At 46.0% G+C, this 25,440-nt stretch carries 27 protein-coding genes; 17 read left to right on the top strand and 10 right to left on the bottom strand.

Annotation, left to right across the window (positions count from 1 at the left end; translation table 11 throughout):
* Positions 1 to 65: 65 nt before the first annotated feature.
* Complete coding sequence (locus tag QUB56_RS30090; protein ID WP_332960020.1) at positions 66 to 1,490, bottom strand: aspartate ammonia-lyase; 1,425 nt, start codon at positions 1,488 to 1,490, stop codon at positions 66 to 68.
* Positions 1,491 to 1,888: 398 nt separating this feature from the next.
* On the opposite strand from QUB56_RS30090, the gene QUB56_RS30085 reads away from it, so the two are divergent.
* The 4 genes from QUB56_RS30085 (at position 1,889) to QUB56_RS30070 (ending at position 6,643) form a co-directional block, all read left to right on the top strand.
* Positions 1,889 to 2,215, top strand: coding sequence for a hypothetical protein (locus QUB56_RS30085; RefSeq protein ID WP_332960019.1), 327 nt, complete (start codon positions 1,889 to 1,891; stop codon positions 2,213 to 2,215).
* 192 nt (positions 2,216 to 2,407) lie between these two features.
* Positions 2,408 to 2,593 carry a hypothetical protein gene (locus tag QUB56_RS30080; RefSeq protein WP_332960018.1) on the top strand — a complete coding sequence of 62 codons (186 nt, stop codon included), beginning with the start codon at positions 2,408 to 2,410 and terminating at the stop codon, positions 2,591 to 2,593.
* A 218-nt stretch (positions 2,594 to 2,811) separates the two neighbouring features.
* On the top strand, positions 2,812 to 4,722 hold the full coding sequence (locus tag QUB56_RS30075) for a hypothetical protein (RefSeq protein ID WP_332960017.1): 1,911 nt from the start codon (positions 2,812 to 2,814) through the stop codon (positions 4,720 to 4,722).
* A gap of 235 nt (positions 4,723 to 4,957) precedes the next feature.
* Positions 4,958 to 6,643 (top strand): DNA repair helicase XPB, encoded by a 1,686-nt coding sequence (locus QUB56_RS30070; protein WP_332960016.1) that lies wholly within the window; start codon positions 4,958 to 4,960, stop codon positions 6,641 to 6,643.
* On the opposite strand, the gene QUB56_RS30065 is transcribed toward QUB56_RS30070, so the two are convergent.
* The 3 genes from QUB56_RS30065 to QUB56_RS30055 all read right to left on the bottom strand — a co-directional run bounded on the left by QUB56_RS30065 (position 6,644) and on the right by QUB56_RS30055 (position 8,067).
* Entirely contained in the window at positions 6,644 to 7,288 is a 645-nt protein-coding gene (locus tag QUB56_RS30065) for a peptidase M15 (RefSeq protein ID WP_332960015.1), read from the bottom strand.
* Between the two features lie 190 nt (positions 7,289 to 7,478).
* A complete protein-coding gene (locus QUB56_RS30060) occupies positions 7,479 to 7,685 on the bottom strand; it encodes a hypothetical protein (RefSeq protein ID WP_006631417.1) in 207 nt (68 codons plus the stop codon).
* A 4-nt stretch (positions 7,686 to 7,689) separates the two neighbouring features.
* Positions 7,690 to 8,067: a GIY-YIG nuclease family protein gene (locus QUB56_RS30055; RefSeq protein ID WP_332960014.1), complete on the bottom strand. Its 378-nt coding sequence runs from the start codon at positions 8,065 to 8,067 to the stop codon at positions 7,690 to 7,692.
* Between QUB56_RS30055 and QUB56_RS30050 the strand changes: the two genes are divergently transcribed.
* A complete protein-coding gene (locus QUB56_RS30050; protein ID WP_332960027.1) occupies positions 8,053 to 8,457 on the top strand; it encodes a helicase-related protein in 405 nt (134 codons plus the stop codon). The genes QUB56_RS30055 and QUB56_RS30050 overlap by 15 nt on opposite strands.
* Positions 8,458 to 8,704: 247 nt before the next feature.
* Here QUB56_RS30050 and QUB56_RS30045 read toward each other — a convergent pair whose 3' ends face one another.
* From QUB56_RS30045 to QUB56_RS30035, 3 genes are all read right to left on the bottom strand, one after another.
* The gene (locus QUB56_RS30045) at positions 8,705 to 9,835 is read right to left on the bottom strand and encodes a hypothetical protein (RefSeq protein ID WP_332960013.1); all 1,131 of its coding nucleotides are present in this window, start codon (positions 9,833 to 9,835) and stop codon (positions 8,705 to 8,707) included.
* Between the two features lie 55 nt (positions 9,836 to 9,890).
* Positions 9,891 to 10,187, bottom strand: a complete 297-nt coding sequence (locus QUB56_RS30040) for a hypothetical protein (protein WP_332960012.1) — start codon at positions 10,185 to 10,187, stop codon at positions 9,891 to 9,893.
* Positions 10,188 to 10,391: 204 nt separating this feature from the next.
* Entirely contained in the window at positions 10,392 to 10,709 is a 318-nt protein-coding gene (locus QUB56_RS30035; RefSeq protein WP_332960011.1) for a hypothetical protein, read from the bottom strand.
* A 777-nt stretch (positions 10,710 to 11,486) separates the two neighbouring features.
* On the opposite strand from QUB56_RS30035, the gene QUB56_RS30030 reads away from it, so the two are divergent.
* The 6 genes from QUB56_RS30030 to QUB56_RS30005 all read left to right on the top strand — a co-directional run bounded on the left by QUB56_RS30030 (position 11,487) and on the right by QUB56_RS30005 (position 15,796).
* Positions 11,487 to 11,918, top strand: coding sequence for a hypothetical protein (locus QUB56_RS30030; RefSeq protein WP_332960010.1), 432 nt, complete (start codon positions 11,487 to 11,489; stop codon positions 11,916 to 11,918).
* 219 nt (positions 11,919 to 12,137) lie between these two features.
* Positions 12,138 to 12,422 carry a peptidase gene (locus tag QUB56_RS30025; RefSeq protein ID WP_332960009.1) on the top strand — a complete coding sequence of 95 codons (285 nt, stop codon included), beginning with the start codon at positions 12,138 to 12,140 and terminating at the stop codon, positions 12,420 to 12,422.
* 263 nt (positions 12,423 to 12,685) lie between these two features.
* Positions 12,686 to 12,853 carry a hypothetical protein gene (locus tag QUB56_RS30020; RefSeq protein ID WP_332960008.1) on the top strand — a complete coding sequence of 56 codons (168 nt, stop codon included), beginning with the start codon at positions 12,686 to 12,688 and terminating at the stop codon, positions 12,851 to 12,853.
* A gap of 79 nt (positions 12,854 to 12,932) precedes the next feature.
* A complete protein-coding gene (locus QUB56_RS30015; RefSeq protein WP_332960007.1) occupies positions 12,933 to 13,169 on the top strand; it encodes a PemK-like protein in 237 nt (78 codons plus the stop codon).
* Between the two features lie 197 nt (positions 13,170 to 13,366).
* On the top strand, positions 13,367 to 14,512 hold the full coding sequence (locus QUB56_RS30010; protein ID WP_332960006.1) for an iron-containing alcohol dehydrogenase family protein: 1,146 nt from the start codon (positions 13,367 to 13,369) through the stop codon (positions 14,510 to 14,512).
* A 99-nt stretch (positions 14,513 to 14,611) separates the two neighbouring features.
* Positions 14,612 to 15,796 (top strand): aspartate aminotransferase, encoded by a 1,185-nt coding sequence (locus QUB56_RS30005; protein WP_332960005.1) that lies wholly within the window; start codon positions 14,612 to 14,614, stop codon positions 15,794 to 15,796.
* 334 nt (positions 15,797 to 16,130) lie between these two features.
* Here QUB56_RS30005 and QUB56_RS30000 read toward each other — a convergent pair whose 3' ends face one another.
* A complete protein-coding gene (locus QUB56_RS30000; RefSeq protein ID WP_332960004.1) occupies positions 16,131 to 17,273 on the bottom strand; it encodes a hypothetical protein in 1,143 nt (380 codons plus the stop codon).
* 214 nt (positions 17,274 to 17,487) lie between these two features.
* A complete protein-coding gene (gene dapF, locus QUB56_RS29995) occupies positions 17,488 to 18,369 on the bottom strand; it encodes a diaminopimelate epimerase (RefSeq protein ID WP_332960003.1) in 882 nt (293 codons plus the stop codon).
* Between the two features lie 213 nt (positions 18,370 to 18,582).
* Here dapF and QUB56_RS29990 point away from each other — a divergent pair, with 213 nt between their 5' ends.
* Positions 18,583 to 18,795 (top strand): Hfq-related RNA-binding protein, encoded by a 213-nt coding sequence (locus QUB56_RS29990; protein ID WP_332960002.1) that lies wholly within the window; start codon positions 18,583 to 18,585, stop codon positions 18,793 to 18,795.
* 337 nt (positions 18,796 to 19,132) lie between these two features.
* Here QUB56_RS29990 and QUB56_RS29985 read toward each other — a convergent pair whose 3' ends face one another.
* A complete protein-coding gene (locus tag QUB56_RS29985; RefSeq protein ID WP_332960001.1) occupies positions 19,133 to 21,448 on the bottom strand; it encodes a cation:proton antiporter in 2,316 nt (771 codons plus the stop codon).
* A gap of 118 nt (positions 21,449 to 21,566) precedes the next feature.
* Here QUB56_RS29985 and QUB56_RS29980 point away from each other — a divergent pair, with 118 nt between their 5' ends.
* From QUB56_RS29980 to QUB56_RS29960, 5 genes are all read left to right on the top strand, one after another.
* A complete protein-coding gene (locus tag QUB56_RS29980; protein ID WP_332960000.1) occupies positions 21,567 to 21,746 on the top strand; it encodes a hypothetical protein in 180 nt (59 codons plus the stop codon).
* 498 nt (positions 21,747 to 22,244) lie between these two features.
* The gene (locus QUB56_RS29975; protein ID WP_332959999.1) at positions 22,245 to 22,661 is read left to right on the top strand and encodes a hypothetical protein; all 417 of its coding nucleotides are present in this window, start codon (positions 22,245 to 22,247) and stop codon (positions 22,659 to 22,661) included.
* Between the two features lie 161 nt (positions 22,662 to 22,822).
* Positions 22,823 to 23,188 (top strand): glutathione S-transferase domain-containing protein, encoded by a 366-nt coding sequence (locus QUB56_RS29970; RefSeq protein ID WP_332959998.1) that lies wholly within the window; start codon positions 22,823 to 22,825, stop codon positions 23,186 to 23,188.
* A 36-nt stretch (positions 23,189 to 23,224) separates the two neighbouring features.
* The gene (locus QUB56_RS29965) at positions 23,225 to 24,286 is read left to right on the top strand and encodes an NADH:flavin oxidoreductase/NADH oxidase (RefSeq protein ID WP_332959997.1); all 1,062 of its coding nucleotides are present in this window, start codon (positions 23,225 to 23,227) and stop codon (positions 24,284 to 24,286) included.
* A gap of 59 nt (positions 24,287 to 24,345) precedes the next feature.
* On the top strand, positions 24,346 to 25,155 hold the full coding sequence (locus QUB56_RS29960) for an SDR family oxidoreductase (protein WP_332959996.1): 810 nt from the start codon (positions 24,346 to 24,348) through the stop codon (positions 25,153 to 25,155).
* Positions 25,156 to 25,440 lie beyond the last annotated feature (285 nt).

Genomic DNA, 25,440 nt, shown 5'->3' with positions numbered 1-25,440 from the left:
AGAAGGCAGAATGCAGAATTAGATCGAGTTCAGCATTCTAGTTTCTACCTGATTCCTGCGATCGCCTATACGTTAGCAGAAGATGTTGGCATCGCACTCATTTTCTCTAAATCTAGAACTTTTGCCAAGTCTTCTGCACTCATTAAACCCCTTTCTAGCACAATTTGCCGCAAAGATTTGCCTGTTTCTAGAGATTCTTTGGCGACGGCGGCGGCGTTGAGATAGCCGATGTGAGTGTTGAGGGCGGTAACGAGGGCGAGACTGCCTTCTGCGTAAGCGAGACACCTATCGCCCTTTGCTTCTATTTTTTCCAGGCATTTGGTGCTCAGGGCGCTGATGGTATTGCCCAAAATTTCGATGCTGTGAATGAGATTGTAGGCGATCAGGGGCATCATCACGTTCAACTCTAATTGTCCTGCTTGGGCGGCCAGGGCGATCGCGCTATCGTAACCCATAACTTGAAAACAAACCATCGATGTCATTTCTGCCATCACAGGGTTGTATTTTCCCGGCATAATTGACGAACCGGGTTGCACAGGAGGCAGTTGAATTTCTTTCAAACCCGTTTTTGGCCCGGAGTCCATCAAACGCAAGTCATGGGACATTTTAACGCAATCCTGAGCGAGATTTCGCAGTGCACCGGACACATTTACAAACGGTGCCATACTCTGCATAGCTGCCATTAAATGCCTTGCTGGTTTCAGGGGTAGGTCGATTAATTCTGAGAGAATATCAGCCACTTTTTGACAGTATTCAGGGTGAGTATTTAACCCTGTTCCTGCCGCACTTCCCCCCAATCCCAGGTAGGTCAAATCATCGGATGCCCTGTCAATTCTCAAGGCATGTTCTCTGAGAATTTGCCCCCAAGCGCCGAAGGTATCGCCGAGTCGAACCGGCACAGCATCTTGCATATGAGTGCGGCCGGATTTAACGATATCTTTGAATTCTTCGGCTTTTTTTTCTAAGGCGATTACGGCATCCCACAAAGCCGGAAAAAGAGTTTTTTCTAACGCCAACAATCCGCCGATCCGAATCGCCGTTGGAATCACATCATTTGTCGATTGACCGTAGTTTACATGATCGTTAGGACTAACGCGCTTGTAATTACCTTTTTCCTCGCCCATAATTTCCAAAGCGCGGTTTGAAAGAACTTCATTAACGTTCATGTGGTGAGAAGTTCCGGCGCCTGCTTGGTAGACATCAACTACAAATTGATCGCGCAATTTGCCCGCTAGGATTTCATCTGCTGCTTGGACAATTGCTTGACTGATTTCTTGGGGAATGCAGCCAAGTTTGCCATTGGCGATCGCCGTTGCTTTCTTAATTAAAACACAAGCATCAACGTATGTTGATAAAGGCTTAATGCCGCTGATTGGAAAATTTTCGATAGCGCGCAGGGTTTGGATGCCGTAGTAGACATTAGATGGGATTTGTTTGTCTCCCATCGAGTCGCTTTCAGTGCGGTAGGTTGCGGTTGGCTTTTGAGTCATATCGTCTGGTTTGTGATAATTAGGAATTGTGTAAATAGAACTTACGCACAGTTGGTCAGAAACCCGGTTTATTGTCGGGGAATCTGTTTGAAAGCGTAGTTTTTTGTCAAGAAACCCGGTTTCTGAAGGTTTTTGTGCGTCCTGGACTGGCAATTTTTTTGGTAACACCCCTGACGGGCGATCTTACTTTTGGCGCCCGCAGGCAACTTTACAGTAATGCGTAAGTCCCGATCGTACAAAATTATCCCACATCTTAGGCTTCAATCTAAAATCTCGAATCTCAAATCTCAAATCGATTGACTGTTTGCAAAAGCTAAAATTAGTCGATCGGCAAGGGCGATCGCACTCAGACAAGGCCAGTCAGCTACAATCATACAAGTAAATCCCTTTCACTCATAGTGTTAAACTCCCATGAACCAACCAGCAAAAACTTTCAAACACCGCTAAATATTTTCATAATCGGCTTAAGTGCCTCTGCGATTTTTTCGGCTTCAGTCAAGGCTGTATCCAGCATTGTTCCCACCGCAGCCATCCCGGAAAAACCGGCGATTTTAATGGCTCAGCAACCGCAGGAGATTCAGTTTAAGCGCGGTGCTTGTTCAGCGGAAGCAAAAGGAGGAGTAAGCTGCGGAGCATCTCGCATTGAATACATAGACGGGCTCTCCTGCCCGTCCAACAAGAATTGTAGAAAAATTGACTGTCAAATTAGATGCACAGCAGCTTAGCGTGCGGCGAAGTCATGATTTATCTGATTAACGCCAAAGAAGGTCAATCGATTTTAGATTTTAGATTTTAGATTAAAGAATTGAAGCATTGACCCCACGGATAAATTCGGGGACTTGTTTATCGGATACAGGTTTTTTATTTCTCCACGGATGAATCCGGGGGCTTGTATCCTGGATTCTTTCGGTCAAACTATGAATGTTGAGATCCAATCATTTGAGGGAAATGCTGTTTTTAAGGTGGTTGCTCCCAATACAAACGCCGTAGCTGAAGGAGAAAAAAGCTGGTCTGGAGAATTGCCCCATACGGGAAAATATCAGATAGTCGTCCGTACAGAACGAGGAAACGCCAGTTACACTCTGTCAGTTTCGATCGACTAATTGTACTGTGCTTCGCCACGAGATATTCAAGCTGCTTGGAGATTGTTGGTCGCGACGCACTCTACGTTCTAGAGTAGTTGTGTAATTCCGACTTTTTTATATCGCCTACTTCTGTAATTTATCAGATCAAAATCGCGTGGGTTTAACAATAAATATTAAAGCATAATTCGGAAATTTGTAACAAAAATTCAAATTACAATTTTCGGAAAGTTGTTATATTGGGTAGCACAAACAATTTTGCAGCAGGCGAATTGCCAAAAATTATGCCGCGTTACCAAACCCTAGATGATGTTACTAGCCTCCAAGAGGCACTCGAAGGAATAATTGTTGAAGATTTAAAAAAGCTGAATGCACTGTTGCCGGGCCATCGTAAATTAACCCGCAAAGCTGACCTGGTTGCTGGGATTAAAGAGCAAATGCAGGGAGAAAAACTTAAGCAAGTTTGGGGGCAATTAGACGACCTGCAAAAAGCGGCCGTAGCGGAAGTTATACATGGGTCAGGTGGTTGCTATGATGCGGATGTATTTGTGGCGAAATACGGACAAGAACCAAACTGGGGAAAGAGCGATCGCTATGGATACAACCGAGAACCATCCCTACTATGCTTGTTCTTCTACGGCACTGCGATCCCCTACGATCTTGAAGAAAAATTGCTGAAGTTTGTGCCAAAACCTCAAGCAACTTCCTTAAATCTGGTTGGCGATGTACTGCCAGATAATTTTATGATTAGTGTAGAAAAATATAACTTTCGTACATCAAAAAAAGAGGTATACGAGTACGTACTTCCCTTGACCATTTTTGAAATGGAACGGGCAGCCCCAAAGGATTTGGAAGCAGTTTTGCGTCTGATTCAGTCGGGCAAAGTTGCCGTTAGTGAGAAAACCGCATTACCTGGTGCCGCAACTCTGAAAGCGATCGCCGCCGTATTGCAAGGGGGTGATTTTTATAACGACGAACAGCGCCAAGCTACCTTGGAAAAGGGCGATATATTCTACGAGGTTGGTAATATCAAATCCTTTGCTTGGGCCGCGATCGCCCAAGCGAGCAAATTCGCCGAACAATCGGGCAAAAAGCTAGTTTTGACCAAAGCGGGACAGAAAGCTTTGCAAGAATCTCCTGCCAAAGGATTACAGACAGCATGGAAGCGCTGGTTAAAAACAAACACTTTTGATGAATTTCGCCGCATTGATGCGATTAAAGGACAAACCGGCAAGGGCGCGCGCGGCATGACAGCGGTGGCGGGGCGGAGAGAGGCGATCGCCTCAAGGCTAGCAGAATGTCCCGTCGGTAAATGGATTCTGTTTAGCGAATTTAGCAGGTATATGTTGGCAACGGGGAATCGGTTTGAAGTAACGCGCGATCCCGACAGTCTCTATATTTCTGAATTTGGGTATGGTAACTTAGGATATTCCGGCAGTCACGATTGGCATATCCTGCAAGAAAGATATATGCGCTGCCTGTTGTTTGAGTATGTTGCTACCCTGGGAATAATTGATGTTGCCTATGTCGATCCGTCCCTCGTACCCAGCGATTTTGAGGATCTTTGGGGTACGGACGATTTGAGATTTCTCAGCCGCTACGACGGCTTAATGTCTTTTCGCCTGACAGCTTTGGGGGCTTACTGTTTGGGATTGACTCACAATTACACCCCGCCAGCAATTGAGTTCTGTCAAACACTCCGCGTACTGCCCAATTTAGATATTGTTGTAGCAGGAGAAGGGATCGCGACATCAGATGCGATCGTCCTCGATCTCTATGCTAAAAAAGTTTCAGATGTCGTCTGGCAACTCGATCGACAAAAGCTATTTACCGCCATTGAAGCGGGATACCCGCTAGCAGAATTTAAAGAAGTTTTAGAGACAAGAAGTATCGAACCGCTACCCGAAACCGTACAGCAATTTCTGACGGATGTTACAGAACGATCGAATAGTTTGCAAGATGCAGGAACTGTCAAGTTAATCGAATGTGCTAACCCCCATTTAGCTGTGTTGATTGCCAATGATTCCCGTACCAAAAAATTCTGTCAGCTAGCTGGCGCTAGCACTTTAGCAGTTCCATTATCCCAGGAAACTAAGTTTCGCAACGCCCTGCGGCAGATCGGCTACGTCTTACCCCAGCGGGATAAATAGTAAGATCCATCGATTTTAGATTTTAGATTTTAGATTTTAGATTTTCATCAGTCAACACTCAATCGATTGTAGATTGTAGATTGTAGATTATCAACAGTCAATCGATTGGAGATTTTAGATTGTCATCAGTCAACAGTCAACAGTCAACAGTCAACAGTCAACAGTCAACAGTCAACAGTCAACCATCACCTGACGGTGCAACCGGAATTGATATTATCTGCGATCGCAACAACCTATGAATTATGTTCCCGAAAATGCTTTGATCGTGCAAAGCGATCGATCGATCTTACTAGAAGTTCACGCTCCCACAGCACAACAGGCGCGAGAAGCGATCGCCCCCTTTGCCGAATTAATCAAAAGTCCCGAACACATCCACACCTATCGCATCACGCCCCTCAGCGTGTGGAATGCACGGGCGGCGGGAATGCCAGTTGAAGACGCGATCTCCGCTTTGCGAAAGTATGCCAAGTATCCCATTCCTGAGTCTGTAGCGCAGGAAATTGAACTGTTGGGGGCGCGGTATGGATTAACTGTAATTGAAAGAATCGATGCGCGTCGCCCCGATTTACAACTGCGAATTGCCGATTTTCCCCTAGCGGAATTGCTGGTACGGGACGATCGCGTTAAACCAATGTTGGGCAAGCGCATCTCGGATCTTTGCTTTCAAGTCGATGCCGGGAATCGCGGCGTACTCAAGCAAGCTTTACTAGCGGTGGGCTATCCGGCAGAAGATTTGGCTGGATATGTCGAGGGTGCCGAATTAGGGATTTCTTTGCGCGATCGTACTTTAACTGATTTGCCCTTTAAGTTGCGTGCTTATCAACAAGAAGCAGCAGAGGCATTCTATCAGGACGGGGAGGTAAAAGGTGGAAGTGGGACGATCGTCCTACCGTGCGGGGCTGGTAAAACCATAGTCGGGATGTTAGCGATGAGTTTGGTAAAGCAAAAGACACTCATCCTCACCAGCAGTTTGACTTCAGTGCACCAGTGGCGCAGGGAAATTTTAGACAAAACGAGTTTAACTGAGGATGCGATCGCTGAGTACAGCAGTGTCACCAAACAGACGGCTGCTGTCACCCTATCGACTTACCAAATGCTAAGTTATCGATCGAATAAAGATGATGAATTCCCGCATTTCGAGTTGTTTAACGCCCAATCGTGGGGACTGATTATTTATGATGAAGTCCATCTATTACCTGCACCGATATTTCGGATTACCGCTGAATTACAAGCACGACGCAGGTTAGGTTTAACTGCGACATTGATTCGCGAAGACGGGAAAGAAGGGGATGTGTTCACGCTGATTGGGCCCAAGCGCTATGACGTACCTTGGCGCGAATTGGAAGGACAGGGATTTATTGCTACTGCTAATTGTACGGAAATCCGCATCGCCCAAAATGAGGCGCAAAAAATGGAATATGCCCTAGCGCCCCGCCGCAACCAGTTTCGGATTGCTGCTGAAAATCCGGGTAAGTTGGATATGGTGCAAAGTTTGTTGCAAAAGGAGGCGGGACATCGGATTTTAATTATTGGTGAGTTTCTGGAACAGTTGGATGCGATCGCCAAAATTACCAATTTGCCTCTGATTACCGGGAAGACAAAACAGGCTGAGCGCGATCGATTATACGAAGCATTCCGTCACAAAGAAATTCCCGGATTAATTCTATCTCGCGTGGGCAATTTTGCCGTCGATTTACCCGATGCCGATGTCTTAATTCAAGTATCGGGAAAGTATGGTTCTCGCCAAGAAGAAGCGCAGCGCCTCGGACGAATTCTCCGCCCGAAATCCGACGGACATACTGCGAGTTTTTATACATTAGTATCGCTACAAACTTGCGAGGAAGATTTTGCGCGACACCGCCAACTCTTCCTCACCGAACAGGGCTACAACTATCGCATAGAAGTTCAAAAAGATGTTTAGTCAGCGATTGATAAGTTCTTGGTAAAACTGCTCGTGCAAACCTAAGAAATTATCCATCCCCTCCTTGGTCAGATACCCGCTATTCTTACCAGTGTGCGGGTTTTTTACGTAGCTATAAATTACTTTTGAAACATTAGGATTCTCGCTCCACCGAATGTTGAACGCTGCATAGTTTGGGAAAAAGGTCATTTCTGCATAAGCATCAATGTGGTCATGTATCCACCATGCCAATGCTGTCCAATCTTGAGTGCGTTCATAGTAAGGGATGAATGATGTAACAATAATACATACTGTTGCTCCCATATACCCCTCTGAATCTTTTACGTCCCAGATATGTTGTGCATAGTTGGACTCATTACTGGCACAGTTGTACTGATTTTTATTCTCTGCTCCTTTGGCGTTCACCGCACAAGAACGATAGGCTGAGCGGATACTAATTCGACCAAGCGCATCTTGAATTGGTTCAAGCACCCTCTCACACAAATTCTTTCCGGCTGCGATCGCCAAATCAGGATCGCTAGGAATGTTAGGGATACCTTCAATTTGAGAAATTTCTGAATAAAGAAACTCACGCATGAAAAAACTCTTAGAGAGTTGAACCCGTCCGAGATCTTCCAAAGCTTTAACAGTTTGTGGTTTTCTCATAGAATGAACTACAGCAATTAGAGGTGAATAGCTTAATGTTAAACACTGACCGATAATTTAGAAGCATTGTTTCAGCCAAAAGCAACGTTCCGGTTGAGTGGCTAGAAATAACTTTTGCATCACCACCAATATCCTTCGGTAGTCCGATCCAACCGGGTTGTTAGACTGCGGCGATCGCCACTTGACGCTGTTATTGTCCGCGTCCCGGTTTGCAATCTGCAAAACCTAATGCCTCTGTGTCAAGGAAACTAGCGATCGCCATCTCAATTACTGCTTCGATTGGATATTCAATTTCAGCAGCACGAGCAATTAGGGCAGCACGAATTCGCTCAGGAAAACGTCCTAAAATAACTTCGGCATCAGCGAGGGAAAGTTGCTCTTGAAGTTTGGCTTGCATGGCTTTACATCTCAGTTGGGATTTGGACGTTGTAAGGGGGTTCAGTAGCTCTTAGAATGATGGCTTCTAGCTCCAATAGTAACGCAGGGTTCTGCCAGTGAGAAATTGTCTGTACTGCAATCCGTATGTCTTCATCGCTATATTTATCGAGCCATGCCCACAAAAAAGCTTTGTGCCCACCACTGAAGCGACCTCGTAAGCTCTTGGTTTTACCGATGTAGAGCAATCCATCAGTTATGTGCCTGATTGCATAAATGCCAGGACGCGCAGGAATGCTCTCAAACCCACGGGTCAAGGGTTGACATTGCTCAAAAGGAATGAAAGCGATCGCGTCTAGAATTCTTCCCGCTTGGATTTGTAGGTCAGAATCATTCGTTGGCATGAAGGCAAGAAGGCTGATTGCACAGAAATCATAATCCCACAAATTCTGTTACAACCATCATCCACTAGGGATGGTTTCCTGCGCGATCGGTTATACGAAGCATTCCGTCACAAAGAGATTACCGGATTAATTCTATCTCGCGTGGGCAATTTTGCCGTCGATTTACCCGATGCCGATGTGTTGATTCAGGTATCAGGAAACTATGGTTCTCGCCAAGAAAAAGTGCAGCGCCTCGGACGAATTCTACGCCCGAAATTCGATGGACATACTGCGAGTTTTTATACATTAGGATCGCTACAAACTTGCGAGGAAGATTTTGCGCGACACCGCCAACTGTTTCTGACTGAACAGGGCTACAGTTATACTATTGAGGTTCAAGGCGATGGTTAGTCAGCCTTGCAGAATGTATAACTATGTTGACTGGAAAGTTGATAACAATTGTCTGAGATTTGCCGATAGGTATAGAAATTTTATCGAAATTATTGTTGAAGATTCCTACAGGTAATTTTTTTAAAATTTAAGCAATTTACTCGAGTTTCAACGGATTAACACTATTTTTTGTTTAAATCCCGTTAACCCTCGCTGGTCGGTGTGCATGGGTATTGTTATGTGGCTGACTTGGGTGGATGCTCAACTGTTAAAGTTTATATCTCTCGATAAATAACTCCATTTCTGAAATAGCATTATATAGGGTAGTAGGGGCATTTTTTTTCTCTCTTAAAAAACCTGCAATCGTTTGAAAACATTGATCCATATTGTCTAAATCTGTATCTGTAAAAGTTACAGTGGATATGCCGTATTTACTAAAGTAACTATTTCTTTTAGTCATTTCTTTACACCATTCCTGGGATAACTCAAAATTGATTAATTTCTGCGTCTTCTCCTTGGTTCGCTCTACATGAATGTGAGTAGATGCAGGGCTGATTTCAAAGCCAGTCATTTTCATTACATAAGAGTTCAAAACCGTGTAATCTAGTCTGTAAAGATGCTTAACTTCTTTTCCAGCATATCTAAATTCAGGAATCAGGAATGGTTCTTGATTTAAATGATTAGAATGTTTCAAATACTCGATATATCTGTCAGCTATTTCTTTCTCGTACTGCGAATTAGAGGTTCTAATAATTACGCTTTTATAAAATCTCAAGAAATCTTCGGGATTGCTGAATTTGATGGGTGAGTCTGAAGTTGGATCAATAAGTCCAGTTGATATTATGTGTCCGATTGTCCAATAATTATAACTAGCTCTTCTCATTTCACTCTTATCATTAGTCCAGCAACCATTACGCAAGACTGGCTCAATTACTAAACCCCAGACTAAATTTCCATTTCCAAACCAGAGTGACCAAAGATTTTCATCGGGCTTATTCCTTGTCCTCTCCTTGAAGTTTCTGTAAAAATTCCTAGTTAAGAAAGTAAAAACATAGTCCCTGATCGAGAGATCCTTTAGATATTGAATTAAGTAGTAGTCTGCTCCATTATACCGACCTTTCCCAAAAGTACCCAGGTTAATTTTTATCTCTACATTTTTCACGAGACCACATAGCCACTGTGCGATGAAATCTTCAGAATCTATAAATTTTGTACGAACACCGTCAATGTAGAGATTGTTACTCGAACCGATTTGAGCATGAAAGGAAAGTAATGAGAAATCTTCCCTAGTGATGCTTTTCACTCTTTCTCTAACTACAGGCAAAATATTACTTAGATAAGATGTCAGCAACTTTTCTTGTTTTGCCAAAAACTTTTTATCTATTGAAGATACATCCATTTGCTATCCTTGCCATGAAATAGGTTAGATTCACTCAACTTTATTTAACAACTTTTTAGCCAGCCTGTCCATATTTTAGAGTATCACCCCACAGACAGTTTGACACTAACTTGAGCTTAATATGACGTAGCGATATTATAGTAACGATAAACTCAGCAAGAATAACTCCGTAAGAACCTGTGCCAGCAGCCATATCAGCCATTGTAGAAGCCTGTGAAGATTGCAGAATTTCTAACAGTTTTGTCGCTATGCGTGGATCGCTTCTTCTCGTTTGGGCGTAGGTTTTGCCGATCATCGCCTGATAAACTGCCATCCTCCATCCTCCCTCCTCAATGCTTTGCCGTAAATTCATTATACCGATCGCCCTTCACCCTCCCATACCCCAACCCCGCACAATACTTAATAAAAACTTTACAAAACTTACCCGATCGCCCAACATAGGTTAGAGTTATCCTAGAAAATCCAGCAATCCTGCAAAGCGTCAACCTTCTCGTCACTTATCCAGTGGTTCGATGACTCAAACCCAAAGCACCAAAACCGCCACCGCACCAGCAATTTATTCCTTGACAATTGCTCCAGCCTGTGTATTGCGGGGTCGATCGGCGATCGCACAGAGAAGGCGATCGATCCCGAGCTGATTTGAGCCTTGGCCGTGCCTGTGTTTTTCTAGGGTATAGGAAAGGGGCGAGCGATCAGCAGAAGTTGCTGGCGATCGTGTTTCACCTGTTGGGAAAAATGTAACGCTCAGATTCACCGGGTCGGCGCAACGATGCTTGATGAACCGATCGACCTCCGCGGCGCGGGCTCGGTAAAAGCACTTATACAGCGAAAGTTCTGAGTCTAAAAGTTCGTCAACAACCCAGCCTGCTCTCAAGCTATCACAAGCGAGAAATTGCTAGCCTGCCAATAGCAGAACGCCATAAAATACTAGCACCATTTATACCTGCTACAGCCGAAGATTTTTTGACATATCCTGAATTAACCGAGTTTTCTGTACTCGATGGCGAAGACTGGGAGACTGAGTATGACTACTAACCCAAAACGAGGAGAGGTTTGGCTGGTACAACTCTATCTCACCCGAGAACAAGAAATTTAGAAAACACGTCCTGCGGTTGTGATTAGTTCAGAAATGTTTAGTTCTATCCCCATGCGGATTATAATTCCTGTCGCTACATGGCAACCTAAATTTTAAAATCGCCCTTTAATGATTCTGATTCAGCGAACTGAAGAAAACTGTTTAGACGCAGACTCAGCAGGCAATGTTTTGCAAGTTCGGAGTGTAACTACTGAGCGATTTGTCAGGTGTATCGGGAAAGTTTCTGAAACGGTTGTGCAAGAATTAGTAATAGGCTTAATTATCTGTGTTGATTATCGTCCATAAAATCATGAATGTCGATCGCCCGAATTAGCTTTCTAAACATAAAACACACAAGAGGGTAGTCACTAGGTTGGGTTGCAGGGGATCCAGGTCAACAGTGGCAACCCAACCTAGTAGCGTTTCCTCCTCAACCCAAACCTACCAAACTTACCAAACTATCAGCCGACTTCCAGCTTCACAATTTACTATCCCGCAGGATGTTGATTTATTCCCACGGATCTGATTTGTTTGTGACAAAATAGATTCTAGTATCGATCTATGTGAGGATTGTTCATGGCTCGTTTTAATCAAATCCTTGTCCTTAGCGCCATCAGCCTTCTAGCTTTGTCTGGTTGCGACAGCGCTAAAGAAGCTTCCACTCCCCCAACTTCACCCGCCCCGGTTCCTGCTGCTACTGCTGTAAAAACTGAGAAAGCAGCATCCCAGGGAAACTATGCAGAATTGAGTGGTGTGGTTTCCAGTACCAAAGCAGCAGTTGAGGCTGGAAACTTTGCCAAAGCCAAAACCGAATTTGACAAATTTGAGGATGCCTGGAAGAAAGTAGAAGATGGTATCAAAGCTAAAGCTCCTAAAAGCTACGATGCAGTTGAGGATTCCACAGAAAAAGTGATGACTGCGCTCAAAAAATCTAAGCCAAGCAAAGACCAAGTGCTGACTCAATTGCAGTCGCTGGAAAAGACTATCAGTAGCATTCCTAAGTCTTAAATTTCAGTGGTGAGTGCTTGATTCTAAAGTCTCAGACGCAGAAACCGAGTTTTTTAACTCTTATAATTGGTTCAAACCTTGAATAAAAGTTAAAATATCCGGTTTCTCTGCGTCGGAGTGCGTATGTCCTGTGAGAGTTATGCGATCGCAGTTACTCAGAAACAAGCACTCAACACTCCCTCCTTATATAACCTCAGTATTCCAAAACTTTCAACTACTATGAAGAGAGCATTTCGCAAGTACCACCGCATTCTAGGCCTTATTGTTGCTTTGCCGATCGCGCTGACTGTGTTGACGGGAATGGCTATAACAATTCTCCGAGAGTGGCCGCTGAGTATAGAAATTTCATCGAGATTTTTATTAAAAATTCATACAGGTGAAATCTTTCACCTGCAAGCAATTTACCCTATTTTAAACGGCTTGGGAATGATAGGCTTGCTAGTGACTGGTTTAAGTATGTCGGGTGTGTTTGGCCGGAAAAAGCAGCCCACCTCCCACGATTAAAACCACAGAGGTGAGGAACTTTGATCGGTTATATTGTTGGACTGGCTAGAATCAGCCACGCTCTCACCTTTGAAAGTCGCGATCAAATATGTAGGTAACGCAGAAAACTAACAAATCTGAAGGGTAAAACTCCCAGGAAACCAACTATTAATAATATAGAAAAAAGCGTGTCAGAAAAACTGCGACTTCTGTTGATAGAAAAAGAAGAGTAACTGCTCGATTTTGTGCAATTACTCTTATACAAAGCACAACAGACCAAGCCGTTGAGCGTAAGTTCAAAATCTAGCACTTCGCCAACAGAAACACCGCCTCTCAAGCGGTTGCTACTAGACGGCGAAGACTATTTAATTTACCCAGCTATTACTTGCAGCCATGATGCTTTTTTGAAAGGTTACGCACCCGAAGACGAAGGACTTTATGACCACTATTGAACCTGGTGATTTTTGGGTGGCAAATATTCCTTTTACAAGCGGCGCAGACTCTAAAAAACGCCCCCTACTTTTGCTGTAGTTGGATGGCGAGGATGTGGTAGCAGCCGCCGTCACCTCTGCCAAACCCCGCAGCCAAACTGATGTATTTCCTAATGATTGGTCTGTCAGCGGTTGGCGCGTTGCTTCAACAGTGCGTTTGTCTAGATTAGATTGTTTGGGAAAGTCTTTGTTGCTAGCGAAAATCGGGCAAATTTCTCAAGCAGATGCAGCAGCAGTGAAACAAGTCTGGGAGTTGTACGTTAAGCCTCAATTTTAATGATAATTCGATCGCCCGGAGTTTCTTCATCTAATTAGCGATCGCCCTCAACTCCCCCCTCCCATCCCCAACCCCGCACAATACTTAATAAAAACTTTACAAAACTTACCCGATCGCCCAACATAGGTTAGAGTTATCCTAGAAAATCCAGCAATCCTGCAAAGCGTCAACCTTCTCGTCACTTATCTAGTGGTTCGATGACTCAAACCCAAAGCACCAAAACCGCCACCGCAACTGCAATTTATTCCTTGACAATTGCTCCCGCCTGTGTATTGCGGGGTCGATCGGCGATCGCACAAGCCGGAGATGCGATCGCCGGTTTCGGAAAGCAACCGCTAATCGTCGGCGGCAGCAACTCCCTCGCCGCCGCCCAACCCTACCTGCAACCAATCCTCGAACAGCAGCAGTTACAATCCGCCTCCACAGCCTACGGCAAGGATTGCAGCGAAAGGAGTCTCGAAACCCTCCGCGCAGCCGTCCAAACCCATCAAGCCGACTTCATCATCGGTGTAGGCGGCGGCAAAGCCTTAGACGCAGCAAAACTCGTCGCCCATCAGTGCAAAATCCCGATCGTCACCATACCCACATCAGCCGCCACCTGTGCCGCTTGGACAGCCCTTTCTAACATTTATTCAGAACAAGGTGCATTCCAATACGATGTCACATTAGCCAGATGTCCCGACTTATTAATACTCGACTACAGCTTAATTCAAACCGCACCGCAGCGGACATTAGTAGCAGGAATTGGAGATGCGATCGCCAAATGGTACGAAGCATCAGTCAGCAGCGGACACTGCGAACAAACCCTGATCGTTTCCGCCGTCCAACAAGCTAGAATACTGCGCGATATTTTATTCCAAAAATCAGCCGCCGCCCTCAAAGAACCCGGTAGCGAAACCTGGCAAGAAGTCACAGATGCCACCGTATTGCTAGCAGGAGTAATCGGCGGGATCGGCGGCGCCCAATGTCGCACCGTCGCCGCCCACGCCGTCCACAACGGCCTAACTCACCTATTAGCAAGTCACGGCACATTGCACGGCGAAAAAGTCGCCTACGGCATTTTAGTACAACTGCGGCTAGAAGAAATGATGCAAAACAATCAACTCGCAGCTACAGCCAGACAGCAACTGCTAAAATTCTACGCCGAAATTGGATTGCCCCAAACTTTAGACAACCTCGGACTCGGAGACATTACCATCACAGAATTGCAGCGCGCCGCCGACATAGCCTGCAATCCTAATTCCGACATCCACAGACTGCCTTTTAAAGTCGTTCCCCAACAATTAATGGCAGCGATGGTTTCTACCACCGCACCTGTGGGAGAATTAAAGATTAAGAATTAAAACAGTTTGTAGTAAGGACTAAAGTCCTGAAAAGGCTGTGCTAGCAAGGACTGAAGTCCTTACTACAAACCAGGAAAACTGACAACAGACAAAAAATAAATGACCTTGGATTGGATTAGCCCTGCTGACAGGTTGCAAAAACTACCGCCCTACGTATTTGCCCGTCTCGACGAACTCAAAGCCCGCGCCCGCGAACAAGGACTCGATTTAATAGACTTAGGAATGGGAAACCCCGACGGTGCCACTCCTCAACCAGTAGTAGAAGCGGCTGTCGCAGCCATCCAAAATTCTGCAAATCACGGCTATCCACCCTTTGAAGGAACTGCCAGTTTCCGCCGCACCATAACTAAATGGTACAGCCGCCGCTACAACGTTGAACTCGATCCAGAAAGCGAAGCATTGCCTCTGTTGGGTTCTAAAGAAGGTTTAGCACATTTTGCGATCGCCTACATCAATCCCGGCGACTTAGTATTAGTACCAAGTCCCGCTTATCCCGTATTATTTCGCGGCCCGATTATCGCCGGTGCAAAAGTTCACAACATCATCCTCAAACCAGAAAACAACTGGGTAATTGACTTAGCCGACATTCCCGACAGCGTAGCCGAACAAGCCAAAATACTCTACTTTAATTATCCCAGCAATCCGACTGGAGCAACTGCACCCCGCGAATTTTACAAAGATATTGTTGCTTTCGCACACAAACATCAAATCTTGCTGGTTCACGACTTGTGTTATGCGGAATTAGCCTTTGACGGGTATCAACCGACAAGTTTATTAGAAATTCCCGGCGGTAAAGAAATCGGCGTCGAATTTCACACCATGTCCAAAACCTACAATATGGCCGGCTGGCGCGTCGGTTTTGTAGTAGGAAATAGCAAGATTATTCAAGGTTTGCGCACCTTAAAAACTAACCTAGATTACGGTATATTTTCCGCATTGCAAGCAGCAGCAGAAACAGCGCTGCAATTGCCCGACAGTTACTTGCACGAAGTGCAGAATCGTTACAGGAATCGCCGGGATTTTCTGGTTGAAGGATTGGCAGAATTAGGGTGGAATATTCCTAAACCTCTGGCTGCAATGTATCTTTGGGTTCCCTGCACTCCGGGCATGAGTTCGACTGATTTTGCCCTGAATGTTTTGCAGCAAACGGGTGTTGTGGTGACTCCTGGCAATGCTTTTGGGCCGGGCGGCGAAGGATATGTGAGAGTTAGTTTAATTGCAGATTGCGATCGGCTGGGAGAAGCCCTGCGGCGCTTAAAAAAAGCAAACATTCGCTATCAATAGTCAACAGTCAACAGTCATTAGTCATTAGTCATTAGTTAGTGGTTAGCAGCTAATACCAAATCCGTGTTAAATACCCCTTTATTCTTTAGTCCGCTTGGAGTAACCAAAGCTTGTGTAGACGCGATTTCAATATCCGACTTCCTAAAGGGGATGACAAATCCGGATTTAGTATAATAACTAATAACTATTTAATTAAGATTGAGGACAAATAAAATCAGCTAATAAGGGTAAAGTGCTAAAGCTTGGGGCTTCCCGCTCGTTCTTCGGTGATATTCTGCGCACCCTACAAATAGGGGTAAGTTGCGCCGAATATCACCCTACAAATGACTGATGACTATAACGTTTTAATTTGCTGAATCACCCAGTCAAAAGTTTGCATAACTTGCTTGAGGGCAGATTCGTCTTGCAAAGTAAACAAAGCCAGACTCGGCGACCTTCTTTCGCCCGGTTCTGTAGGTAACGACAGACCGATCGAACTCAGCTTACTTCTCAATTCCAGCCAATGGTGTTCCGCATTAAACGGCGGCCCAGAACCGTAATTGTCAGCAGAAATCTCCATTCTGCCAGAAATATCTACAGTGAATAACTGATAGGGTTTTCTTCCCTTTTGAGGCAATTGAGCGACGAAACCGCCGTAGGTGTCCCCCGTTCCCCAGTGAATTTGAACTTCGGGTTCTTGACTTTTCGCCCAAAGGTAAATTGCTTTTGCCATTTGCGCCTCATCTGCGCCCCGTCTAGCTTTGATTTCCGCAAAAAATGAAGATTCATCCCAGCGCCTTCTTTCGCGCGTTGCGCTGGATTTTTTCTGCTGTGCTTCGGCTGTCTGACCGATCACTCTGGGAACCAGGGTTTTCAAACCCTCTTGACTTACATACTGTTTAATTTCCAGGGCCAAAACTTCAACCGGGTCCATTTGTTCGTTGAGAAATTCCACAACTCGGCGCATTTCAGCGGAAATCTCGTCAGCTACAAACACTAAGCGAACTTTACCGGCTTGCAAATTAGTTTTAACCTTCTGCCAAAATCTCTCTTCATTAGCATCTGCACCGAGAAACTCTTCAAAAATCTGTTCGGGATCGCGACCCCGATCGCGACAATTAGCTTCAAACAGAGCAATAATTGAATCGACCGGCCAGTAAACCAACGCATTAGCAGCATAGTCGATCGACTGACCCAAAACTTTTTGCCGCAGTTCGGCATTAGGAGTTCGCCTGACATCCACCAAAGTAGGAACGGCATTTTGGTCGAGAAACAAATGATCCAGTGACCACTGCACCGCTGTTTCCTCGTCGCTGGGTGCAGGTTCCCGCGAAATTAACAGCCACCTGCGCGCCGTCGCCCGATCTATTTCGTCTCCCGCGATCAAATTGGGATAAGTTACTAGCAAGTCTTGTAACTGGTCTTCCGAGTCGTAGGGCTGTTCCATCATTTCTACCAGCCTGTCGCCGTCCTGAATCAGATAAATACCTCCAGCCATGCAAGCCCACCTACTAAATTTTAGATTTTAGATTTTAGATTTTAGATTTTAGATTTCAGGCTTAGTTATTAGTCTTCAGTCTTCAGTCCGCAGCCCCTGACTTTTGAAGGCGGAAGGCATTGGTCAGACTTCAATAAAAATTTTGAATTCAATAATTTTTATTGTTTGTTAATGCAACAAAAATCCGTTCTGACCAGTGACTGATGACTAATGACTAATGACTAATACAACCAGTAAATACTCGCTGTGCCGGCCCGGTCATGTAAATCCGCCCAGAAACTTCTGCCCATTCGATTTCCAAAATGCCGCCAGGGAGTTCAACCGCAGTTGCCCGATCGCACTTCCCTACCAACACCCCAGCTACCACAGCAGCACAAGCACCAGTCCCACAAGCTAGAGTAACACCCGCGCCTCTTTCCCACACCCGCATTTTTACATACTCCGAGCGTATAACTTGAATAAATTCCGTATTTGTACGCTGCGGGAAGGCCGGGTTGTGCTCGAATTGAGGCCCGACAGTTTCTAAAGCAACAGCCGAAACATCCTCTACAAAAGTAATGCAGTGAGGATTGCCCATGCTGACGCAGGTAACAGACCAAGATTTACCCGCTACATCGAGTGGCACATCAATAACTTTGGCATCCGGTGCCGCCAAAGTTGTCGGAATTTCTGCAGCCAGCAGCCGGGGAACTCCCATATCCACCTTAACCTGACCGTCCGATCGCAATTGGGTGATAATAACGCCCGCACCGGTGTGAATCCGGTACTCAGTCTTAGATTGACTCCCCCCCGAAGCTTGGGGGGGTTGGGGGTGAATTTCCGACGCTTCCAAATCGGCGATAAACTTAGCCAAACAGCGAATCCCGTTGCCGCACATTTCCGGTTCCGAACCGTCGGAGTTAAAAATCCGCATCGTATAGTCACTGTCGTTTTGCCCTGGAAGAGCAAATATCACGCCGTCTGCGCCAATCCCGAAATGTCGATCGCACAAATCCACAGCTTGTTCTGGCGCGAGCGTCGGTTCTGACGAGTGGCGATTGTCAATCAGAATAAAATCATTTCCCAGTCCGTGATACTTCGCAAACTCGATCGGCATAAAAACAAACCCCTTTTGGTTAAAACTGATTAGTTGATAGACTTCATAAAGTCCTTAGTCATTTGCCAGTTGCGTCCCGCCCTGATGTCCTTAGTCCTGGGTCCTGGGTCCTCCCTCCTCAATCCTCAGTTTGCCACCAAAGACTAATGACTAATGACCACAGACTAATGACTAATGACTAATGACTAATGACCAAATTACCCATTTCCCACTATGTCAGAATTTGAGACCGGATTGCCCAGCGTTCGCTTAATACAAAGCTACATCAAAGACAAAGAACAGGTAGAGATTAAACTCCTTACCGGCGACTTGCTAGCGGGCCGAATTTTTTGGCAGGATCATAGCTGCATTTGCCTCCTCGATCCCTCAGAAACACAAATTCTGATCTCGCGGCCAGCAATTGCTTATCTCAAACCCAACGCCTGAGGAGAGGGGGAGAGGGGGAGAGGGGGAGAGGGGGAGAGTGGGAGATGGGAAAAATCTTCCCTCAAACCTGGAACCTCTTACCTCTTTCTTCTACCCTCGAACCTCTTCCAACTTCGGTCTTCCTGACAAGCGAATTTCAAAGGTGGTACCCGCCACGTGATTTATCCGTGGAATCAATCCCAAATCGATTGTCGAAAATCCTCAAGAAAGAGCATTTATCTCGCGCAAGTCAATCTAAAATCTAAAATCTAAAATCGATTGACCTCCGTTACATCCGTTGCCCAACTTCCTGCCCTCCGTTACATCCTCTCGCCTGGGAATCCGTTGCCGAACTTCCCTAATCGCTAAACAGCTTTTCGCTGACTTGGGCGGTGACAAAAGGCAGCTTTAAAGGAGGTTGTGGCACCGGCGGTGAGGCCGTCCGCTGCATCAAGCCGAGTTCGTAGAAGCCGCCGCACAGCAGCAAACGATCGCCTTCGTGCAAATTGGTAGTTCCGTCCGGCCAGCGAGTAAATTTCCCTTCCCGGCGGATCGCCCGCACCTGCACACCGTACTGGCCCAGCAAATCTACCTCTGATAGTTTTTTGCCCGCCCAAGGGCTGTTTGCTGGCAGCCTCAGCCACTGACAAGAACTGTCGCCCTGCGGCACTGCAACTTCCCCCTTCGCCAGCAACTCAAAACTGATGAGTTCTTCCGGTTCTCCCACTACAAACAGTCGATCGCCCGACTGCAAAGCTGTCTTGCCGTTGGGATAATCAATTTCCTCGCCATTCTCGCGGACGATCGCCATCACGCTGACGCCTGTCAACTGCCGCAAGTTAGTTTCTTCCAGAGTCATGCTGGCGATGGGAGAACCTGACGGCAAGTTGTACCACTCCCTGTTCATATCTCGAACCGCCACTTTCAAATCCCGCGAAACCGCCAAAGGTTCGCGCGCTGGCCGCAATTCCAGATAGCGGCTGCTGCGAATTTGCTGCACATCCCGCGCGATCGCCATTGTGGAGAGCCCCATGGCAGCCAGCAAGTGGGAAGACAGTTCTAAACTGGCCTCAAACTCCGGCTGCACAACTTCCCAGGCCCCCAGTTGGTAAAGCAGTTCGATGTCTTTATCTTGGTTGGCCTGCACCACAATATCCAAATCCGGGACTAATTCTAAAGCCCGCTTCAGACACAAGCGAGTGCTCATAGGATCGGGAAGGGCGATCGCCATGGCTTTTGCCCGTTCCACCTGGGCGGCTTCCAATACGTGCAAGCTGGCAGCATTCCCGTAAATGTAAGGAATTCCTTGCACTCTGCAGTCTTGAATACTACTTTCTGACTCGTCGATCACCACAACTGAACAGTTGCGGCTTTGCAGCATTTTGACTAAAATTCTGCCGACTCGCCCGTAGCCGCAAACCACAACATGATTTTGTTCCGGCAAAGTTTCAGCTATTGCCACAGGTTGAGATGTTTCGTCAAAATAGCGCTGCAAAGGCCCGAAATTTTCCGCCCACTTCAATAACTGCGGCACGCTTCTCAATACAAAGGGAGTCAGCACGAGGGTGACTGCCGTCGTTCCTAAAATTAACAGGTAAACGTTCCGCGACACCAGCCCCATAACTTGGCCGGAACTAGCGAGTACAAAGGAGAATTCTCCTATTTGAGCTAAGCCCAAACCTGCGATCAATGCTGTTTTTAGCGGATAGCCAAATAGTCGGACGATCGGCGTTATAATTAAGAATTTGCCGACAAATACTAGAAATACCAGTCCCAGAATTACTTCGAGATGGTTCCAGAGAAACATCGGGTCAATTAACATCCCGATGGTGACAAAAAATAAGGATGCAAAAATATCTCGCAAAGGCTCGACATAGGTTAGAGTTTGGTCGGCATATTCCACCTCGGAAATCATTAAACCCGCCACAAATGCGCCCATCTCGATCGAAAAACCCAAATATTCTGTCAGTAGCGCAATCCCTAAAGCCAAAACCACAACTCCCAGCAAAAACAGTTCCCGGCTTTCTGTTTGCGCGAGGTAGCGCAGCAACTGCGGTACGATCCAAATGCCCGCGACTACAGCACCTACAGCAAATAACCCGATCCGCAGCAGGGCCCACGCTACCGTGAAGCCGATCGCTTCTGCTGGCTGATTGAGTGCCGGCAAAACTGCTAGCATTAGCCCCAATGCCAAATCTTGAACTACTAATATTCCCAGCATGACTTGACCGTGGGAAGTACCGCCTTCATTGCGCTCCATCAAGCATTTCAGTACGACTGCTGTCGAGGAAAGCGACAGAATCGCTCCTAAAAACACGCCTTGAGCGGGCGATTCTACCCAGCCTACAGCCAAGGAAATTGCAGTAGTAATGGCGATCGTCAGTACAATTTGCAAGCCCCCCCCGCCCAAACTAATGGCTTTAACTTTCTGGAGTTCGGCGAAAGAAAATTCTACTCCCAAGGCAAATAACAGAAAGGCAACCCCGAATTCAGCCAGGGTGTCTACCTGAATTAATTCTTTAATCAGCCCCAAACCAGCCGGACCAACTACGATCCCTCCCACGAGATACCCGAGAATTACTGGCTGTCGCAACAGCGATGCAAAGAGTCCTCCTGCTGCGGCAGCAGCGAGAACTAGAACTAAGTCCACAATCAGTCGGAAGTCTTCTTGCACAACTTTATGAAAAAAGTATAAAGTTATATTATAGTGTCTAATGTGTTGAGTATGTTTAGTGGGTTGACTATAGTTGGCGACCCAGGGTAACTGCCACTCTTGAACAAGGTGTTTTCTCATGACACAGAGTTCAACTCTTCACAAAAAGCTTAGTCTTTTGCAAGTTTATCGGGGGATTGCGGCTGTATTGGTGGTAATGTTTCACCTCAACAATATGAGCGCCGAGAGATTAAATCAAGTTACTTTTTTTAATTTATTTCAGGCTGGGTGGAGCGGTGTTGATTACTTTTTTGTATAGAGCGGTTTGATCGTGGTGTAGGTTCACCGCTCGGCGATCGGTAAAAAAGACCAGTTAAAATCTTTTTTAGTCAAGCGCGCCGTGCGAATTTATCCGATATACTGGCTAATTACTCTGACTGTTTTGTGTTTGTTTCTACTAATTCCCGGTTTTGCTAACAATAAAGATTTAGATTGGGGACACGTAATTGTTTCGCTGCTCTTGATTCCTCAAAAGGACAAACCCATTGTCAATGTAGGTTGAACTTTAATTTACGAATTATATTTTTACTTCCTGTTCAGTATAGTTATCTGGTTGAAACCCAAACATTCTGCACCTATACTTTCGAGTTGGACATTTGTCACTATTATACATTTTTGTAAAGTTGTAAAATTTTCCGACTCTTTTTTCTTGCTGAATGTAGTATTTGGGAATATGAATCTAGAATTTGTTTTGGGCTGCTAGGCTGCGTATATTGTAATTAAATATAACAAGAAGCTTAGCAAATACAGGTGGATATTGTTTGGGATAGCAAATTTAGGATATGTTATTTTAGGAATGCTGGTTGCATGGAAAAACATAGAGTTCGATCGCATCACTACTTGGGGAGGGCTAGCAGCTCTGTTAATCATTGCTGCTACCTCGATAGACCTCAAGGATTCCCCGAAAATTCCCGCTCTTTTAATTTTCTTGGGATCTGCCTCCTACTCGATATTCTTGACCCACCGGTCGCTGATTTCAGCAAGTACAAAAATTGTGCAAAAGGCGAATTTAGGAAAAAAAATCGATGGTTTCTTTGCTCCGGCTATACTGGCAGTGTTAGCCGTAGTTTTAGGTTGCATATTCTACTTTTTGATAGGAAAAAAAATGACAGTTTTTCTGCGCAAAAATCTTGTTGAAAAAATGTTTCATCCCCAAGCACAAGGCAGAATCTAAAAAAGCTGAAGGTTTGACGGCGTTGGAAGCTAAGAATCCCGATCCTGTCTGCGGTGAAATTAATCTCCTTCTAAGGGGTTATTGTTACTTTCGGGTTCCAGCTCCTAAAGTGTGATTTTAGTCATCAAAAACGCAGTCACTATAGATATTTGAGGTGTATAGTGAAAAGCCCTCGGAGGCTCCAAATTATGGGGATTATGGACAGCCATCTCTATGCAGCGGCGATCGAGTTAATTACCATTGAGCGTCTGATTATGGCCGGCCACGGGGGTCAAACTAACGAGGACAAGGTGAAAGCAGCCGTAGCACCTGTAAACACTGCCCTAGAGGCGATCGAGTCCCTAACTGTAGGACGCCCGTATTTGCTCGACCACGAACTGAGCATTGCCGATTTCTACCTAATTCCGGTGTTCACCTACCTATCGCAGACCCTAGAGTATGAAGCAACGATCGCGAAAACTTCTTCGCTGCGAACTTGGTGGAATGAGGTCAGTCAACTTCCCAGTGTGAAGAAAGTCTGTGCTTGACATCTGTAGCATTTTATAACTCACGGATTTACAACCATGTCGCATTTATTTGAGCCATTGGATCAACGTGGCGTTACCTTCCGAAATCGCATTGCAGTTTCTCCCATGTGTCAATATTCAAGCGTTGATGGCTTCGCGAATGATTGGCATCTGGTTCATCTCGTCAGTCGAGCCGTAGGAGGGGCAGGGCTGGTGATGACTGAAGCAGCGGCAGTCGAGCCTGAAGGACGAATTACGCCGCAAGATTTGGGAATCTGGCAAGATGCTCACATTGAAATGTTGGGGCGAATCGTCGATTTAATTCACCGCAACGGTGCGGTTGCTGGAATTCAACTTGCTCATGCAGGTCGAAAAGGCAGTACGGCAACTCCGTGGGAGGGGGGAAATGTGCTTGGAGAATCTGTTGGGGGATGGACTCCCATCGCCCCTAGCGCCATTCCATTTGATCCCAATAGCCCCGCCCCCATCGCTGTGAGTATCGAAGACATTCCAAAGTTGACCGCATCCTTTGTCAAGGCAGCTCAACGCGCCCTCGAAGCCGGATTTGACCTAATAGAGATTCATGCGGCTCACGGCTACCTACTGCATGAATTTATGTCTCCCTTGAGCAATCAACGGACAGATGACTATGGTGGCAGTTTTGAGAATCGCATCCGGTTTTTATGTGAAGTCGTAGAAGCGGTGCGCAATGTTTTGCCCGATAGAACACCGCTTTGGGTGCGCATCTCTGCAACCGATTGGGTTCCAAATGGTTGGGACATTGAACAAAGTATTGTACTCAGCTATAAATTAAAGTCACTGGGCGTTGATTTAATCGATTGTTCCTCAGGCGCAATTGTACCGGGTGAAAAGATTCCGACGGGTGCAGGCTACCAAACTACCTTTGCCGAGAGCATTCGACGCTCCGCGAACATCGCCACCGGAGCCGTTGGTATGATTACTGCACCCGCGCAGGCTGACCACATCATCCGGACAGCTCAAGCAGACATGGTATTACTTGCCAGAGAACTGCTGCGCGATCCTTATTGGCCGATGCGGGCTGCGAAGCAACTACGTCAATCGTTACCTGCTCCAATTCAATACGATCGCGCTTGGTAATTAAGCAGCTTTGCGATCGGTTTTAGGTGAGCCGATTTTATTTGCTAATAGGAGTAAAGATGTCTGAGATTGAAAGCAAGGTTGTCATTATTACCGGAGCAAGTAGCGGTATAGGGGAAGCCACTGCTCGTCGTTTAGGCGCCAGCAGAGCCAAACTGATGCTTGCTGCTCGCCGTGAAGATAAACTCAAAGACTTGGTGGCTGCAATCCAAAAAACAGGTGGGACGGTTGCCTATCGAGTCACCGATGTGGCAAATCGCGCCCAGGTGCAAGCATTGGCTGACGCAACCTTGGAAACCTATGGACGCATTGATGTTCTGGTTAACAATGCGGCTTTAATATCAGGGTCTCCCCTTGACCAGATTAAGGTCGATGAGTGGGATCAAATGATTGATGTCAACCTTAAAGGCGTGCTTTACGGCATCGCTGCGGTGCTGCCGACTATGTGCCAACAGAAGTCTGGGCACGTAATCAACTTGTCGTCTATTGGAGGGCATAAAGTAGTTCCGGGGGGGGCAGTTTACTGTGCTACCAAGTATGCAGTGCGAGCAATTTCCGAAGGGCTGCGACTGGAGTCAAACGGTGAAATTCGTTCTACCATCATTTCACCCGGTGCGGTTGCTACTGAAGGGCTGCGGAGGCTGGAGTCAAACGGTGAAATTCCTTCTACCGACATTTCACCCGGTGAGGTTGCGACTGAGTTGACCAGTACCATCACTGATGGTGATACGGCATCATCGGTGAATCAGTTTTATTCAGTCGCCATTGATACGGATGCGATCGCCCGGGCGATCGCCTATGCTATCGAGCAACCCGCTGATGTCGATGTTAACGAAATTATCATCCGTCCGACTCGTCAGGAGTTTTGAAGTAGGGCGATCGCATCAGAGTCGATCTACTCTCAATTGAATACGGCTCAACGGCTGAACTGGAACAAGGGCTGGTGAATTGAACCAGATCCGACGCAGCGGCTTGCCTGTGCTGCCTCGGATCTGGTTCACGGTTTGGTCGGAAGCTGGCGATCGGGGAATCCCATCCTCAACGAGCTCGCTGCTGAACGGGGCGTTGGTGAATTAGAGTATTGTAAAACTTCATTAAGTTTATAAGCATCAATAAACAATAGTAGTATCATATAGTCAGGGAAGTCAAAAAAA

It is taken from the genome of Microcoleus sp. AR_TQ3_B6, from assembly GCF_036702785.1.
In the GTDB taxonomy this organism is placed as follows: Bacteria; Cyanobacteriota; Cyanobacteriia; order Cyanobacteriales; family Microcoleaceae; genus Microcoleus.
Note: the sequence above shows the minus strand (reverse complement) of the source record. Positions and strands in the feature narration are given on the sequence as shown.